At 54.5% G+C, this 17,457-nt stretch carries 5 protein-coding genes and 11 pseudogenes; 12 read left to right on the forward strand and 4 right to left on the reverse strand.

The genetic code is table 11. The annotated features are described in order from the left end of the window. The first annotated feature begins 83 nt into the window (after positions 1-83). From JZM30_RS19055 to yjfF, 3 genes and pseudogenes are all read left to right on the forward strand, one after another. Positions 84-1,577, forward strand: a complete 1,494-nt coding sequence (locus JZM30_RS19055) for a sugar ABC transporter ATP-binding protein (RefSeq protein WP_252320704.1) — start codon at positions 84-86, stop codon at positions 1,575-1,577. Next, positions 1,558-2,568: a galactofuranose ABC transporter, ATP-binding protein YtfT gene (ytfT, locus tag JZM30_RS19060; RefSeq protein WP_252320705.1), complete on the forward strand. Its 1,011-nt coding sequence runs from the start codon at positions 1,558-1,560 to the stop codon at positions 2,566-2,568. The genes JZM30_RS19055 and ytfT overlap by 20 nt, the downstream gene beginning before the upstream one ends. Next, positions 2,568-3,460 (forward strand): annotated as a pseudogene (yjfF, locus tag JZM30_RS19065) (galactofuranose ABC transporter, permease protein YjfF); the annotation flags it as partial. The gene ytfT and the pseudogene yjfF, both read left to right, overlap by 1 nt. Here yjfF and JZM30_RS24850 read toward each other — a convergent pair. Both JZM30_RS24850 and hdfR read right to left on the reverse strand, forming a co-directional pair. Then, positions 3,455-3,748: pseudogene (locus JZM30_RS24850) on the reverse strand (HTH-type transcriptional regulator HdfR); the annotation flags it as partial. The pseudogenes yjfF and JZM30_RS24850 sit on opposite strands and share 6 nt — an antisense overlap. A gap of 48 nt (positions 3,749-3,796) precedes the next feature. Further along, positions 3,797-4,270, reverse strand: a pseudogene (hdfR, locus tag JZM30_RS24855) (HTH-type transcriptional regulator HdfR); the annotation flags it as partial. Between the two features lie 120 nt (positions 4,271-4,390). On the opposite strand from hdfR, the pseudogene JZM30_RS19075 reads away from it, so the two are divergent. Next, a pseudogene (locus JZM30_RS19075) lies at positions 4,391-4,729 on the forward strand (MaoP family protein). 46 nt (positions 4,730-4,775) lie between these two features. Here JZM30_RS19075 and JZM30_RS19080 read toward each other — a convergent pair. Further along, positions 4,776-6,284 (reverse strand): annotated as a pseudogene (locus JZM30_RS19080) (YifB family Mg chelatase-like AAA ATPase). Positions 6,285-6,529: 245 nt separating this feature from the next. On the opposite strand from JZM30_RS19080, the gene JZM30_RS25015 reads away from it, so the two are divergent. The 7 genes and pseudogenes from JZM30_RS25015 (at position 6,530) to JZM30_RS19110 (ending at position 13,947) form a co-directional block, all read left to right on the forward strand. Continuing rightward, entirely contained in the window at positions 6,530-6,601 is a 72-nt protein-coding gene (locus JZM30_RS25015; RefSeq protein ID WP_498038018.1) for an IlvGEDA operon leader peptide, read from the forward strand. A gap of 169 nt (positions 6,602-6,770) precedes the next feature. Next, a pseudogene (gene ilvG / locus JZM30_RS19085) lies at positions 6,771-8,386 on the forward strand (acetolactate synthase 2 catalytic subunit). 38 nt (positions 8,387-8,424) lie between these two features. Beyond that, positions 8,425-8,661, forward strand: a complete 237-nt coding sequence (gene ilvM, locus JZM30_RS19090; protein WP_291831898.1) for an acetolactate synthase 2 small subunit — start codon at positions 8,425-8,427, stop codon at positions 8,659-8,661. A gap of 23 nt (positions 8,662-8,684) precedes the next feature. Then, a complete protein-coding gene (locus JZM30_RS19095; RefSeq protein WP_252320709.1) occupies positions 8,685-9,611 on the forward strand; it encodes a branched-chain amino acid transaminase in 927 nt (308 codons plus the stop codon). Between the two features lie 113 nt (positions 9,612-9,724). After that, a pseudogene (gene ilvD / locus JZM30_RS19100) lies at positions 9,725-11,575 on the forward strand (dihydroxy-acid dehydratase). A gap of 5 nt (positions 11,576-11,580) precedes the next feature. After that, positions 11,581-13,121: pseudogene (gene ilvA, locus JZM30_RS19105) on the forward strand (threonine ammonia-lyase, biosynthetic). A gap of 80 nt (positions 13,122-13,201) precedes the next feature. Next, a pseudogene (locus tag JZM30_RS19110) lies at positions 13,202-13,947 on the forward strand (DUF2461 domain-containing protein). On the opposite strand, the pseudogene JZM30_RS24860 reads toward JZM30_RS19110, so the two are convergent. Next, positions 13,944-14,713: pseudogene (locus tag JZM30_RS24860) on the reverse strand (lysozyme inhibitor LprI family protein). The pseudogenes JZM30_RS19110 and JZM30_RS24860 overlap by 4 nt on opposite strands. A 622-nt stretch (positions 14,714-15,335) precedes the next feature. Here JZM30_RS24860 and JZM30_RS19125 point away from each other — a divergent pair. Continuing rightward, a pseudogene (locus JZM30_RS19125) lies at positions 15,336-17,457 on the forward strand (TonB-dependent siderophore receptor).

The following is a 17,457-nucleotide window of genomic DNA, read 5'->3' on the forward strand; positions in this document are numbered from 1 at the left end:
CCATCGTTACCTGATGTTTTAGGCGTAATCAATAAGGTTGTGTTTTGACCAACACCCAAACGCAAGTGGCATAGGTGAGTCTGATGGACACTGAATTGCTGTTGGACATCCAGGGAATGAGCGTCGATTTCACGCTACGCAAAGGGGAAATTGTTGCTTTGCTGGGTGAAAACGGTGCGGGAAAATCGACGCTGATAAAAGCATTGACCGGGGTTTATCGGCGTTCAGCAGGAGCGATTTTTCTCGAAGGTAACGCTATCGATCCGTTAAACACTGCACACGCGCAATCCTTGGGCATCGGTACCGTTTACCAAGAGGTCAACCTTTTACCCAATCTGTCGGTGGCGGCGAATTTGTTTTTGGGTCGGGAACCCTTGCGCTTCGGCATGATTGATCAGAAAGAAATGGCGCGGCTTGCCAGAGAAATTGTTGCCTACTACGGGCTACGGATAGATGTTACCGATCCTTTAGGCAATTACTCGATCGCCATTCAGCAGATTATTGCTATCGCTCGTGCGGTCGATCTTTCCGCCAAAGTACTGATCCTTGATGAACCCACTGCCAGCCTGGATGCGAATGAGGTCGATATGCTGTTCGGCATTCTGTCCCATTTGCGTGAGCACGGTGTGGGCATGATTTTTGTCACCCATTTTCTCGATCAGGTTTATCGCCTTAGCGATCGTATCACCGTGTTGCGTAACGGCAAACTGGTGGGCAGTGAAATGACGGCGGCGTTGCCACGTATCGATCTGGTACAGATGATGCTGGGCCACAGTTTTGATGAATCGCTATTAAAGCGCTCAGCCCATGCGACTGAAACCGGCGATCCTTTGGTCGAGTTTCGTGGCTATGGTCGTCGTAATATGGTTGATCCCTTTGATTTGTCCGTTGCGCCAGGCGAAACTGTCGGGCTAGCGGGATTATTGGGATCGGGTCGCACAGAAACCGCTCAGCTCGTCTTTGGTATTAAAACGCCAGATAGCGGTGAAGCCAGAGTTGATGGTCAGTCCGTCTCCATTCGGAGCCCACGCAAGGCGGGCAAGCTGGGTTTTGGTTATTGCCCTGAAGATCGCAAAATCGAGGGCATCGTCGGTTCAGCGACCGTTCGAGAAAACATTATTCTGGCGTTGCAGGCCCAGCGCGGGTGGTTGCGTCTGCTGGCGTTAAAAGAGCAAACCCGCATTGCAGAAATGTTCATTGAGAGATTGGGGATACGCACGCCGGGTCCTGAACAGGAAATTCAGTATCTGTCTGGCGGCAACCAACAAAAGGTGTTGCTGTCGCGCTGGCTGGCGACAGAACCGCGTTTTCTCATTCTTGATGAGCCGACGCGTGGCATTGATGTTGGGGCCCATGCCGAAATCATTCGTTTGATAGAAAAACTGTGTGAGCGCGGTATGGCGCTGCTGGTTATCTCTTCTGAGCTGGAAGAGCTGACCGGTTACGCCGACCGTATCATTGTGTTGCGCGATAGAAAGCAGGTGGCACATCTGGCGCATCAGGAGATTTCCGTTGCTGCCGTGATGCAAGCCATTGCATTACAACCAGGAGGTGCGCATGACGGACAGCAATGTTAAACCCGTGCGTCGGGTGCGCTTCGGCGTCAGTAAAGGGCTACCACAGATTGCGGCGTTGGTGGTCATCCTGTTAATCGATAGCCTGGTAGCGCCCAACTTCTTTTCGCTGCATATGCAAGATGGCCGTTTGTTCGGTAGCCTGATCGATATCCTTAATCGCGGCGCGCCGGTCGCATTGCTGGCATTGGGCATGACGCTGGTGATCGCCACCGGTGGTATTGATCTTTCGGTGGGGGCGGTGATGGCTATCGCCGGTGCCACGGCAGCGAGCCTTGCGGCGCAAGGGTATGCGTTGCCGGTGATTCTACTGGCGGCAGTGCTCACTGGCGCAGTGTGCGGGCTGTGGAGTGGTTTTCTGGTCGCTGTGTTACAGATCCAGCCGATTGTGGCGACCTTGATGCTGATGGTGGCTGGTCGTGGTGTCGCACAACTGATTACCGAAGGGCAGATTATTACCTTCGCACACCCTGCACTGGCACATCTGGGCAGCGGCTCGTTGTTCTACCTGCCAATGCCGGTGATTATCGCCTGTGCCATGCTGCTTTTGCTCTGGTTACTGACACGTAAAACCGCGTTGGGATTATTTATTGAAGCGGTGGGTATCAATGTTCGCTCTGCCAGAAACGCGGGCATCAGCACGCGCCTGATCCTGATTTCTGTCTATGTCATCTGCGGTATCTGTGCTGCGGTTGCGGGTGTCATTATTACGGCCGAAATTCGCGGTGCGGATGCGAACAATGCCGGTTTGTGGCTTGAACTGGATGCGATTCTGGCGGTGGTGATCGGCGGCGGCTCTCTGCTTGGGGGCCGTTTCAATCTGCTGCTTTCGGTTATTGTGGCATTGATTATTCAAAGTATGAACACCGGTATTCTGCTGGCGGGGTACAAGCCAGAGCTGAACCTGGTGCTCAAGGCGTTGGTGGTGTTGGTGGTGCTGATCATGCAGTCTCCGCGCTTCTCGCTGCGCCGTCTGTCGCGGAGGCACGAATAATGCTGAAACGAAATATTCCGCTGTTGATTACGCTCGTGGTTTTTATCGTCGGCTATCTGTTTTGCCTGAGCCAGTTTCCGGGATTTGCTTCCACGCGCGTGTTCTTCAACCTGCTGACGGATAATGCCTTTATCGGGATCGTCGCTGTCGGCATGACCTTTGTGATTCTCTCCGGTCGGATCGATCTCTCCGTCGGCTTGGTGATCGCCTTTACCGGCGTGCTATTAGCTAAGCTGATTGGTACCTATGGTATGCATCCCGGCTATGCCATTGCGCTGGCGCTGGTGATGGGGGCGGCATTCGGTGCCCTAATGTGGTGGATTATCGACACCCTGAAACTGCCTGCGTTTATCATCACGCTGGCCGGTATGTTCTTTGTGCGCGGCATGAGCTTTATTGTCTCTCAGGAGTCTATCCCGATTGAACACCCCGTGTATCAACAATTTGCCGGATTGGCGTGGCGTATGCCCGGTGGGGGACGCCTGACTTTTTTGGCGTTGATCATGCTGATGACGGTGATTGTCGGGATGGTCTTGGCGCATCGCACCTGTTTTGGCCATCGCGTTTACGCCATTGGCGGCAATATCACTTCAGCGGAGCTGATGGGGTGCGGGTGAGAAAAACCACCATTCAAATCTACATGTTTTCCAGTACGCTGGCGGTGTTGTCCGGCATTGTGTTCCCGCTCTATACCTCCGCGGGTTACGCGCTGGCTGCGAGCGGCGTGGAGCTGGATGCGATTGCGGCAGTGGTGATTGGCGGTACGCTCCTGACCGGCGGCGTCGGCACGGTACTGGGCACCTTCTTTGGGGTGCTGATTCAAGGTCTGATTCAAACCTATATCACCTTTGATGGCACGCTCAGCTCCTGGTGGACCAAGATAGTTATTGGCAATAGGGGTTTTAAGCAGTTGACGGATTAACGCCTGCTGGTCGCTGTTTTGCAGCCAAACGGCATACAGCGGGCGGATCACCGGTGGCGTATTTTGCTGTATGTAAAGCAATGGGTACGTTTTTTCCCAATGGCGCGGCAGAAAGGCACAACCGCCGGTGGTCGGCAGCAGCTGGCGCGTCAGGTGTGCTGAGGTGGTGGTCAGGATAGGAAGCTGTTCGTTACTCAATAACCGCCCTTCATGTTGATGAAAATCCGCGCCCCATTCCAGTTTGATAAAAGGTCGTTCAGTCTGCTCCTCATCCTGTGTGGCGAACAACGCCAGAGAGAAGTTTCATAACAAATGGCTGGTTAACTCTTCCATTTTGGGCTGCTCGGTGGTGATCAGCAGGTCCAAACGCCGCTCGTGTAACTGCTGCACCAGAGAGTGACGTTGTGCAATGCGCGCTTCAAGCTGAAGCAGCGGGCGCTGCTGATATAACGTTTGTAGCCAGGGTGTTAGGTAGGCTTCCCACAGCGATGCCGTCGCACCAATCGACAGCAACTGGTGCTGCTGCGAACGCGCGACCTCTTTTTTAGCCAGTTGCCAGGTGCCCATCAGACTCTCTGCGTAGGGCAACAACCGCTCGCCCGCCGGTGTCATGCGAATATTATTGCGATGGCGAGTGAACAAATTTGCACCAAGTTGATTTTCTAATTGGCGAATACGAAAGCTGACCGCCGATTGGGTCAGATAGAGCGATTCTGCGGAGCGCCCAAAATGCCGGGTTCTGCTGACTTCCAGGAAGGTTTTCAGTAATTCGGTATCCACGCCTATCTCCAAAAAAAATTTGTTGTGATGATTTAAATGTTTTGTTTTACAGAATGTCAAGCCTATCTAATACTCCGCGCCATAAACAGCACGACCATAAAAGAATTAGGAGCGTGTAAGATGGCGGAAAGCTTCTCTACAACGAATCGTTTTTTTGATAATAAATCCTATCCACGCGGCTTCTCTCGTCACGGTGACTTCACCATCAAAGAAGCCCAGATGCTGGAGCGTTATGGCTATGCGCTGAATGAGCTTGACCTGGGTAAACGCCAACCGGTGACCGAGTAAGAGATTCAATTCGTTGCTATGTGCCGCGGTGAACGCGATGCATCCACCGACATGGAAAAAACCTGGGCCAAATATGTTGCACGTATTCGTCGCCAGAAGCGTTGCCACACGCTGTCCGGCGGTAAGCCGCAGATGGATGCGGTGGAAGAATACACGGATAGCGACGATTAAGTTTTTCACTCGCGGGGCCAATGGCCTCGTTTTTTATGTCAGTGCTTTACCCTAAATCGTGGTGTAAGCGGCTCAGTAACCTGTCCATGCAGCGATAACTGATTGCCTCCGCCAAATGGTCGCGCTGGATATCGGGCTGCTGCGCCAGATCGGCGATGGTTCTTGCTACCTTCAAAATGCGGTGCCAGGCACGCACAGACAGCTCCAGTTTGGATGGCATCCTCTTCGTGCAAGCGGCAGTGAATATCCATTTCTGGCGGTGTCAGGCGCACATTGATTTTCCCCGCTCGTGCAAGTTGCCTCTCTCGTGCCGTCAATACGCGTGCTCGAACGTCGGCGCTGCGCTCTCCCGGTTGCCACTGTTTGTGCAGCGTTCCGGGAGGCAGTAGCGGAACTTCAATCGACAGATCGAATCGGTCGAGAAATGGCCCGGAGAGTTTTCCCAGATAGCGCAGGATCTGCTGTACCGGCAAGCGGTTATGGGTACCTTGATAGTGCCCCGATGGGCTGGGGTTCATGGCGACGACGAGTTGCACGCGGGCGGGATAATTCACTTTAGCCCGCGTGCGGGAAATCACGATTTCGCCGGCCTCTAACGGTTCTCGCAGGGCATCCAGTACACGCCGCTCGAACTCGGGTAACTCATCGAGGAACAGTATGCCATTGTGCGCCAATGAGATCTCTCCCGGTTTTGGCAGTCCGCCACCACCTACCAATGCCGTCATGGATGCGCTGTGGTGCGGTGCTCGAAAGGGGCGGGTATGCCACAAGCCCAGCGTCATATCCGTAGCGCTCACCAGGCTGTTAATGGCGGCCACCTCCAGCACCTCTTCATTGCTCAACGGGGGCAATAGCCCAGCAAGACGGCTAGCCAGCATGGTTTTTCCAGTGCCGGGCGGTCCCATCAGCAGCAGGTTGTGGCCTCCGGCGGCAGTGACTTCGAGCGCCATTTTTCCCTGCTCTTGCCCAATGATGTCTGCCAGGTCCGGGGCGTTGTTGAGGTCGGGCGCATGAACTTCAACCGCCTGGCTGCTGGCTAACGGCTCACCGCTGTGCAAAAAGGCGCACACCGCATTCAGGTGTTCTGCCAGCAATACTTCACCGTGCCCGATAAGCGCCATTTCCTGCTGATGAGCCAGTGGCAAAATAAGCTGCCGGCCTGCCTTGCCAGCCGCGATGGCTGCCGGGATCGCGCCGGTAACCGCACGCAGCGCCTCGGATAATCCTAATTCACCCAGAATCATACTGCGCTAACGCCTTGCCACAAATCTGAGTATGAGGCTGCCAGAATCGATAGTGCGATAGGCAGATCGTAGCGCCCGCCCTCCTTGGGCAAATCCGCTGGGGCGAGATTGACGGTAATCCGCTTGGCGGGAAAGGTGAGCCCGGCATTGAGCAGTGCGCTGCGCACCCGATCCCGTGCTTCCTTAACCGTGGTTTCCGGCAGGCCAACCAGCGTCAATGCGGGCAAGCCATTGCTGATATGGGCTTCGATCGTCACGCAAGTGGCCTGAATGCCAATCATTGCGCGCGAATAGGTAATTGCCAGCGACAAACGCTCCCTCCTGTAAATCCCGGCAGCGTGCGCCATCCTGAGCCTAAGCGGCAGTATAAAAACAACGTTATCAGCAACGGTTCGCACAAAGGTGATTGGCATGCAGTGAGTTTCCTCTGGAATGGGCGCTGACTTGCAGCTTTGCGCGAATCTACGTCGTCGTCGGAGAAAGCTCGAAGAAAAAGCACAATATGAATAATTATTTATATCTATATGATTAGTTTGCATTTAACGCAGATTTTTTCATCGGCTTTTGTCGTGCGGTAGTGATTATTAACCCACCGTGCGAGGCGTCGCTGAGACGAAGAATGGCTTAAAAATCAAGCCGTAATTCAAAAAACCCCGCACCGTAAGGTCGTGGGGTTTTTGTTGGGCGGTAAAAACTACAGAAGGGAGTGGAGTATGTCTTACAGCATAAAATCCTGTTTCTCCCCGGCAGCGTCGGGGAAATAAACTATGAATGGGGCTCAATGGGTGGTGTAAGCGTTGCGGGCGCAAGGTGTCGATACCGTGTTTGGTTATCCGGGCGGCGCGATCATGCTGGTTTACGATGCACTCTACGACGGCGGCGTTGAGCACCTGTTGTGCCGTCATGAACAAGGCGCTGCCATGGCGGCGCTCGGTTATGCCCGCGCGACCGGCAAGGTAGGCGTGTGTATCGCCACCTCAGGCCCCGGTGCCACTAACCTGATCACCGGGGTTGGCGGATGCGCTGCTGGATTCTGTGCCGGTTGTGGCGATTACTGGTCAGGTGGCTTCACCGCTGATCGGTACTGATGCCTTTCAGGAAATCGACGTGCTGGGCCTGTCGCTGGTCTGCACCAAACACAGCTTCCTGGTGGATTCGCTGGAGTCGCTGCCGGAGATTATGGCAGAAGCCATCGCCAGCAGCGGTCGTCCCGGCCCGGTGCTGGTGGATATCCCTAAAGACATTCAGTTGGCCACCAGTGAGATAGCCCCGCAGTTTACGCCAGTCGATGATAGCCAGCCGAATTTCCCCGAGCAGGCCATCGAACAAGCGCGTGCCATGCTGGCGGCGGCGAAAAAAACCGATGTTATACGCTGGCGGCGGTGTGGGCATGGCGCAGGCGGTGCCTGCTCTGCGTGCGTTCATTGCTGAGACGGGCATTCCCTCCGTCGTTACGCTGAAAGGATTGGGTGCCGTTGATGCTGAGCATCCGCACTACCTCGGTATGTTGGGCATGCACGGTACCAAAGCGGCCAACCTGTCGGTGCAGGCGTGTGATTTGCTGATTGCCGTCGGTGCGCGTTTTGACGATCGCGTGACGGGTAAACTGAATGCGTTTGCGCCTCATGCAGCGGTTATCCATCTGGATATCGATCCGGCAGAGCTGAGTAAATTGCGTCAGACCAACGTGGCGCTGCCGGGGGATTTGAACACGCTGTTGCCTGCATTGGCCCAGCCGCTGGCGATTGACGCTTGGCGTCAAGAGGTGGCGGCGCTGAAAGCCGAATACCCGTGGCGTTACGATCATCCGGGTGAAGCCATCTATGCGCCCGCGCTGTTAAAAATCCTGTCTGAACGCAAACCGGCGGAAACCGTAATCACCACCGATGTCGGCCAGCACCAGATGTGGGCCGCACAGCACATGCGTTTTTCCAGTCCGGAAAATTTCATCACCTCCAGCTGGTTAGGCACCATGGGCTTTGGTTTGCCAGCGGCAGTCGGCGCGCAGGTAGCCCGCCCTAAAGATACCGTGGTGTGTATTTCCGGTGACGACTATTTCATGATGAACGTGCAAGAGCTGGGCACCATCAAACGAAAACAGCTGCCGATAAAAATCGTGCTGCTGGATAACCAACGGTTAGGCATGGTTCGACAGTGGCAGCAGTTGTTCTTCAATGAGCGTTATAGCGAAACCAACCTCTCCGATAACCCCGATTTTCTGACCCTGGCAAGCGCATTTGGTATTCCAGGGCAACGCATAACCAGAAAAGATCAGATCGATGCCGCGCTGGATGCCCTGTTGAGCAGTGATGGGCCGTATTTGCTGCATGTCTCTATCGATGAACTGGAAAACGTCTGGCCGCTGGTTCCACCGGGTGCCGGGAATGAAACCATGCTGGAACGTACCGAATAATGGCAGGAGAAAAGAGAATGACGCACCATTAACTTTCCATACAGGCTCGCTTTCGTCCCGAAATGCTGGAGCGCGTGTTGCGCGTGGTACGCCACCGCGGTTTCCGGGTGTGTGCCATGAACATGATGACGGCCGCCAACCCGGACCACATCAATATCGAATTGACCGTTGCCAGCCAACGGCCGGTGGATTTATTGTCAACAAAGTTAAGCAAGCTGCTTGATATCGCTTGTGTTGAAATACAACCCCACACATCACAACAAATACGTGCCTGAAGGCATTAGAAAGGATAAAGAGAATGACAAGCAAAGCTGATTATATTTGGTTCAATGGTGAGATGGTGCCGTGGGCGGAAGCTAAAGTACACGTGATGTCCCATGCGCTGCATTATGGTACGTCGGTGTTTGAAGGGGTGCGCTGTTACGATTCCCATAAAGGCCCAGTGGTATTCCGTCACCGTGAACACATGCGCCGCCTGCACGACTCCGCTAAAATTTATCGTATGCCGGTGCAGTACAGCGTGGATGACCTAATGGAGGCCTGCCGCGCAACGCTACGTAAAAATGATCTGAAAAGCGCCTACATTCGTCCGGTGGTGTTCGTTGGCGACGTTGGCATGGGCGTGAATCCACCGGAAGGTTACGTCACGGATGTCATCATTGCGGCATTTCCCTGGGGCGCGTATCTGGGCGAAGACGCACTGGATCAGGGGATTGATGCCATGGTGTCCTCTTGGAACCGTGTGGCGGCCAACACCATTCCAACGGCCGCAAAAGCGGGCGGTAACTACCTTTCCTCCCTGCTGGTGGGCAGCGAAGCGCGTCGCCACGGTTATCAGGAAGGGATTGCGCTGGACGTCAATGGTTATATATCTGAAGGTGCAGGTGAAAACCTGTTTGAAGTGAAAGATGGCGTGTTGTTCACCCCGCCGTTCACCTCATCAGCGCTGCCGGGTATCACTCGTGACGCCATTATCAAACTGGCGCAGAGCCTGGGGCTGGAAGTGCGTGAGCAGGTGCTGTCGCGTGAGTCGCTCTATTTGGCGGATGAAGTCTTTATGTCCGGTACTGCCGCGGAAATCACCCCGGTGCGCAGCGTGGACGGTATTCAGGTTGGCATTGGTCGTTGTGGCCCAGTCACCAAACAATTACAAAAAGCGTTCTTCGGCCTGTTTACCGGCGAAACCGAAGACAAATGGGGCTGGTTAGATCAGGTTAACCCGTAATCGTAACAAGAAAGATTAATACACCCCTTTCCTTTGCTTCACGAACCCAAGACGCCAGTCGCCGCTGAACGGGAGCAGGAAAGGGGATGAAACACACACTGGAGTAACAGAGTATGCCTAAGTACCGTTCAGCCACAACCACGCATGGCCGTAACATGGCAGGTGCCCGCGCCCTGTGGCGTGCCACCGGAATGACCGATGCCGATTTCGGCAAGCCGATCATCGCCGTGGTCAACTCGTTCACACAATTTGTTCCGGGCCACGTGCACTTGCGTGATCTGGGCAAACTGGTGGCGGAGCAAATCGAAGCCGCTGGCGGCGTGGCCTAAGAGTTCAACACCATTGCGGTGGATGATGGTATCGCGATGGGGCACGGTGGCATGCTCTACTCCCTGCCATCACGTGAGCTGATTGCCGATTCGGTCGAATACATGGTCAATGCCCACTGCGCCGATGCGATGGTGTGCATTTCCAACTGCGACAAAATCACCCCCGGAATGCTGATGGCCTCACTGCGCCTGAACATCCCGGTGATCTTTGTTTCTGGCGGTCCGATGGAAGCTGGGAAAACCAAGCTTTCTAACCAATTGATCAAACTGGACTTGGTGGATGCCATGATCCAGGGGGCTAACCCGAACGTCAGCGATGCGGATAGCGATCAGATCGAACGTTCCGCTTGCCCGACCTGCGGTTTTTGTTCCGGCATGTTTACCGCTAACTCGATGAACTGCCTGATGGAAGCACTGGGCCTGTCACAGCCGGGCAATGGCTCGCTGCTGGCGACCCACGCCGATCGTAAGCAACTGTTTTTGAACGCGGGCTCTCGTATCGTTGAACTGACCAAACGCCACTACGAGCAGGATGATGCCAGCGCGCTGCCGCGTAATATCGCGACCAAGGCTGCGTTTGAAAACGCCATGACGCCGGATATCGCCATGGGCGGTTCCACCAACACCGTTCTGCACTTGCTGGCCTCCGCGCAGGAAGCGGAAGTGGATTTCACTATGGACGACATCGATCGTCTGTCACGCCGTGTGCCGCAACTGTGTAAAGTGGCTCCGAGCACGCAGAAATACCACATGGAAGACGTACACCGTGCGGGTGGGGTGATCGGTATTCTGGGCGAACTGGATCGTGCCGGATTGCTGAACCGCGATGTGCGCAACGTGCTGGGCAAAAGCCTGACGGAAACGCTGAACGCTTACGACGTCATGCTGACCGATGATGACGCGATGAAAAGCATGTACTCCGCAGGGCCAGCGGGCATTCGTACCACACAGGCGTTCTCACAGGATTGCCGCTGGGAGTCGCTGGATACCGATCGTGAACAGGGCTGTATCCGTGCGCGTGAGCACGCCTACAGTCAGGATGGCGGTCTTGCGGTGCTGTACGGCAACATCGCGGAAAAAGGCTGTATCGTAAAAACCGCCGGTGTGGATGAAGGTAGCCTGGTGTTCCGTGGCCCGGCCAAAGTGTACGAATCTCAGGATGACGCCGTGGAAGCCATTCTGGGTGGTAAGGTGGTCGCGGGTGATGTTGTGGTTATCCGTTACGAAGGGCCGAAAGGCGGGCCGAGCATGCAAGAGATGCTCTACCCGACCAGCTTCCTGAAATCCATGGGATTGGGTAAAGCCTGCGCGTTGATCACTGACGGTCGTTTCTCCGGCGGCACCTCTGGGCTTTCCATCGGTCATGCTTCGCCTGAAGCGGCCAGTGGCGGCACTATCGGGCTGGTGGAGGAGGGTGACATCATTGCCATTGATATTCCTAACCGTACCATTGAACTGGTGGTGGCGGAAGATGAACTGGCACGCCGTCACGAGGCGGAGCTGGCACGCGGCGATGCGGCCTTTACGCCGAAAAACCGTCAGCGTCAGGTGTCCTTTGCCTTGCGTGCTTATGCCAGTCTGGCAACCAGCGCGGACCAAGGCGCGGTACGCGATAAGAGCAAGCTGGGAGGCTAAGTTCAATGGCGGTATCACTCCCTCTCCCCGACGCTCCGTGCGGCGCGGAGTATTTGCGTGCGGTGTTGCGCGCGCCGGTCTATGAAGTGGCGCGGGTGACGCCGCTTCAGCCGATGGATAAACTCTCGGCGCGTCTTGGCAACACCATTGTGGTGAAGCGCGAGGACCGTCAGCCGGTGCACAGTTTCAAACTGCGTGGTGCCTATGCCATGTTGGCAATCCTGACCGAAGCGCAGAAAGCGCACGGTGTGGTAACGGTCTCCGCCGGTAACCACGCACAGGATGTTGCGCTTTCGGCCAGCAAGCTCGGCATCAAGGCGCTGATCGTCATGCCGGTTGCTACCGCGGATATCAAAGTGGATGCGGTGCGCGGTTTTGGTGGTGAAGTGTTGTTGCACGGTGCCAATTTCGATGAAGCCAAGGCCAGAGCGATTGCGCTGTCGCAAGAGCAGCATATGACCTTCATTCCGCCGTTCGATCACCCGGCCGTAATTGCCCTGGCGATGGAGCTGTTGCAGCAGGATGCGCATCTCGATCGCGTGTTTGTACCCGTCGGTGGCGGTGGTCTGGCAGCCGGGGTGGCGGTGTTGATCAAACAACTGATGCCGCAGATTAAAGTGATCGGCGTTGAGGCGGAAGATTCCGCATGCCTGCGTGCGGCATTGGATGCCGGACACCCGGTGGATTTGCCGCGCGTTGGACTGTTCGCCGAAGGCGTGGCGGTCAAACGCATCGGCGATGAAACCTTCCGCCTGTGCCGGGAATATCTGGATGATGTCATCACCGTGGACAGCGATGCGATTTGTGCCGCATTGAAGGATATCTTTGAAGATGTGCGGGCTATAGCAGAGCCGTCTGGTGCGCTGGCACTGGCTGGGATGAAGAAGTATATCCAGCAGCATGGCATTCAGGGTGAACGGCTGGCGCATATTCTGTCGGGTGCCAACGTCAACTTCCACGGCCTGCGCTACGTTTCCGAACGCTGTGAACTGGGTGAACAGCGTGAGGCATTGCTGGCAGTAACCATCCCTGAGAGCAAGGGCAGCTTTTTGATCTTTTGCCAACTGCTGGGTGGGCGCTCGGTGACCGAGTTCAACGACCCTACGCCGATGACAAGGACGCCTGCATTTTTGTGGGGGTGCGTCTGACGCGTGGTCACGCTGAGCGGGATGAGATTATTGCAGAACTATCCTCGGGCGGTTACCAGGTGGTCGATCTCTCCGATGATGAAATGGCGAAGTTCCATGTGCGTTACATGGTCGGCGGACGCCCTTCCAAGCCGTTGCGGGAACAGCTTTATAGCTTCGAGTTTCCGGAATCTCCCGGCGCGCTGCTGAAGTTCCTGCATACGCTCGGCACGCATTGGAACATCTCGCTGTTCCACTATCGTAGCCACGGCACAGATTTTGGTCGCGTGCTGGCGGCGTTCGAAGTGACTGAGCGCGATCCGGAGTTTGAGCAACGCTTGCAGGCGCTGGGCTACGAGTGCCATGACGAAACCCAGAATCCGGCGTTTCGTTTCTTCCTGGCCGGTAACGCGGCGTAATGTCAGTGTGCCCGACGGTGGAATTTCACCGCCGGGCGCGCTATCGTGGTTGCCATTCAAGGGATTAGCAATGGCAGACCATCATGACAACGTTCAACGGTTTCCCACAGCAGAGCCTGACTTTTCTTCAACAGGTTCGACAGGAAAACAGCAAAGAGTGGTTTGACGACAACCGTGCGATATACGATGAGACGCTGGTTGCCCCGTTTCGCGCGTTGGTCGATGATTTGAGCCTGACGATGCTACCGATCGACGATCAGTTTGAAATTCGTCCCGCCATTGGTAAAACCTTGTCGCGTATCCATCGTGATACCCGTTTTTCTCACGACAAATCCCGCTACCGTAGCCAGATGTGGCTGACGTTTAAACGCCCGCGTAAAGACTGGACGGACGCGCCGGTGTACTTTTTCGAAATGGGTCCGGATTTCTGGCGTTATGGCTTGGGATACTATAGCGCCACGCGCGATACCATGGAGCTGTTTCGCCAGACGCTGCGCGACAACTCGCAGGCCTTTTTGGCAATGGCTGTGTGTCTGGCGCCTACGTTTACGCTGGAAGGTGAAAGCTATAAACGCCCGCTTATTAAGGATCAGCCTGCGGAATTGGCGACCTGGTACAACCGTAAATCCTTCCTGCCATGACCACGCGGCAAGATATGGACGCGCTGTTTTCTGCTGATTTGGTCACCACGCTGGCACAAGGTTTTCGCCAACTGGAGCCGCTGTATCGCTATCTGATGGGCATTGAGAGCATGAAGCGGCTGACGCCTGAACAGGAGGAGGGAAGCTGGTCGAGCTTCCAGGCGTCAGCGCGTTTTGAACGTTAGGGCTTTTGCCGCGTCATCACCATGTTGAACAGGTAGCTTTCGCCCTGCGTATCAAACGTCGAGATGCGAATTTCGTCATCGCTCACGCAGGTAAACAGGATCTTGGTGGTGCCGCCAAAGCTGCTTTCCCGGCGGCCAATCGCTTGCGTATCGCTCATCTGGCGGGCGGTAAACTCACCGTCATCCAGCCGGTTGGCGTAGCGGAACGCGACGGAAATGTTGCCGCTGATTTTCCCTTTTCCTGCGTCATGTCCAAACCGACCGCATTATACGGTGCTTTCTGGTCGTACATTTCCTGAAAATAGCTGCCGAGGTTGTCGTACTCTTCCTTGGTGAGGTCCTGCAAATAATCCTCGTAGCTGAACGCCCCATGGAAACACCCGGTGGTTTTTATCGGCGTAATGGGCGTCGGTAACGCGTGCTGGGCCACCTGATTGAGGTAGCGCAGTCGGTTAAGCTGCTGCTGATAGCGCTGGCGCAGGCAATCCTCATCCTGGCATTGGTTACGCGTGGTGAGCCAACTACGCTGGAACAGGTTTAATGCCTGTTCAAAGGGCTGGCTCTTCGTATAGGTGGTCAGCGCCGATCGTGCGGTCTTCCACTCCTGCGCCAGTTCATCATCCAACTGGCCGAGCAGCGGGTTTTGGCAAATCTGCTTTTCCTGCGCGTTTGTGCCTCATGCACAGTCGAACGAGACAGCCTGTGCATGAGGCACAAACGCGCAAGCCGCCAATGCCGCCACGGCAGAGAACACAGAGAGCTTCATAGGGGATCCTGTTTCATTCCTTGAGCAATTAGTGTTTGTTATACAGCCATATGCGCTGCTCCGCCAGTCCAGTGCACCAACGTAGAGTGCCGTGACCGTTTAACACAATCTCTTCCTGTTGGCCAATGTGTTAACAACATAGCGGCATGTCCAGAATCGAACACTGATATTCGCGACGGCGGAGTGACGTTAAGCTATTCACTAATTGTATCGGGTATTAGCCCGAGTGATTCGGTCTTATTAGGGATGTCTTGTGGCATTTCCTGCGAAAATGATTTGTCTCGCGGTTCACGTTCACCAGACATCAGGAGCAAATTCGTGACGGCAATGCTGTAGCGATAGAACATCCCCATGGTGAATCCCTTTCATTTTTACAACACAATGTTAAATGCAAAGTAAGAAAAATTAATGCAATTGCATAAATGCAATTGAGAAGAGTTTGCATTTGAAATAGTCTTTTTTTTGCATTATCAGCCACGAATATGTTGACTTATTTGTGATGCATAAAAATAGTATTGCAGTGAATGATGAGCGTGTGTCTGAAAATAAAAGGAAATTTTACCTCATTGGGCGGCTGTTTTTCGGTTATGTCTCGGTACTGAGTGTTGCATCGTCGCTATTGATGGCAGGGCAAACGTTGGCCGCCGAAACGGTAACCGGCAACGCTGATGTGATGGTGGTCATTGCGCAGGACGAGAAAAATACCGCGCTCCCCGCTTGTGGAATGATAGCGAAACAGAGTGCCGCCGGTACAAAAACGCAAATGCCGTTGGTAAAGACGCCACAATCGATTGCGGTGGTCACGCGCGCACAAATGGATAAGCAGCGGGTGAGGTCTGTCTCCGATGCGTTTAATTACTCTGTCGGCGTGCTTCCAAATTACCGGGGCTCCTCTAACCGCAATGATGAAACCATCGTGCGCGGTTTTCGCTATGCGCCTAAATTTCTTGATGGGCTGAGCTTTGGCCTGATCGGGCAAGGTGCCGGTATTGGAAAGATCGATCCCTGGTTGTTAGAACGCGTTGAATTGATTCGCGGCCCGGAGTCTGTCATGTATGGTCAGGTCGATCCTGGCGGTACGGTTATTATGACCAGTAAACGTCCCACGGCGGAAAAGATTCGCCACGTGCAGTTTAGTGCGGGTAACCAACGTTTTGGTGAAGCCGCGTTTGATTTCGGCGGTGTGCTGAGCGATGACAGCGCACTGTTATATTGCTTGAACGGGATAGCCAATACCCGGCAGTAATTTGTTAAAGATGCCAGACAACAACGCATCGCAATCGCCCCGGCGTTGACGTGGTTGCCCAATGCCGACACCAGTCTGACCGTACTTACCCGTTACCAATACGACACTGAGGCGGGTTTTCGTAACTTCCTGCCCGCTTACGGCACGGTGTTTGCCACCAACGCCGGTTATATTCCTTACTCGCTGAATGTCAGCAATCCGAATTACCATCACTCAACGCGTGAGCAGATAGCGTTCGGTTATATTTTTGAGCACTCCTTTAACAGGGCGATTTCTGTTCAACAGAATCTGCGCTACTCACAACTGCATGATAACTATAAATCTCTGGTTTACAGCACCGGCGGCAGCGCCACGGATACGACGCTAACGCGTAACCAGCAACGCGAAAAAATAGATGATGATGATGAATTGGGGATCGATACCCAATTGAAAGCGAGCTTCGTCACTAGCTCTGTGAACCATACCATACTGGTTGGATTATATCTGGCAGAAGCGTGACGCTAATTTGTGGCTCAATAGCGGAAGTCAGTACGATTTTGATTGGGCTCACCCTCACTATGGTGGGTCTTATCTGGAAAATGACAGCGACTTGCCCTTGGTACGCGGCGCGTTTAAAAAGCTCGATCAGGTAGGACTCTATGTGCAGGATCAGGCGGTATGGCAGCAGTGGAACCTGTTACTCTCTGGGCGTCACGATTGGACAGAAATTCGTACCTACGAGAGCACGCTCAACAATGCCAAAAGGCAGTCGAATGATGATGATTTTACCGGTCGTGCGGCGCTGCTGTATGCGTTTGAGAATGGTTTTTCACCCTATATCAGCTACAGCACTTCCTTTGAGCCTAATCTGGACAGCGGCATTCCGTGGTCGGCACCCTTCAAGCCCACAACCGGTGAGCAAACTGAAGTGGGGATAAAGTTTCAGCCGGTGGGACGCAACACCTTGTTAACGCTATCGTTGTTTGACATCACGCAGAAAAACATCACGTCATGGAACAGCAAACTCAAGTTCAACGAGCAAATTGGCAAAGTTGAATCACGAGGCGCTGAAGCGTAACTCCATACCCAAATCACACCCGCACTTAGCCTGATGTCGGCGTACAGTTATACAGAGGCGGAGACGAAAGAGAGCACCAATGCGAGCACGCCAGCAGGGAACAGGCCAGCGGCGACGCCACGCCATATGGCCTCCGCCTGGGGCACCTACTTTGTTCACAACGGCCCGCTGGCCGGGCTGACGGTGGGAACCGGTGTGCGTTACATTGGCAGCAGTTATGGCGATAACAAGGAGAGTTTCAGTGTGCCGCACTACATCCTGTATGACGCGATGGTGAGCTATGATTTAGGTTCAGCCTCGTCGCAGTGGAAAGGTGCGGTGTTACAGATCAATGTCAACAACCTGACCGATAAGCATTATGTGGCCTCTTGCAGTAATAACGAAGCCTGCTTCTACGGCGTTGGACGCTCGATTATCGCGACGGTTAGCTACCGCTGGTAA

Origin of the sequence: Candidatus Symbiopectobacterium endolongispinus (genome assembly GCF_018777385.1) — a bacterium.
Classification (GTDB): Bacteria; Pseudomonadota; Gammaproteobacteria; order Enterobacterales; family Enterobacteriaceae; genus Symbiopectobacterium; species Symbiopectobacterium endolongispinus.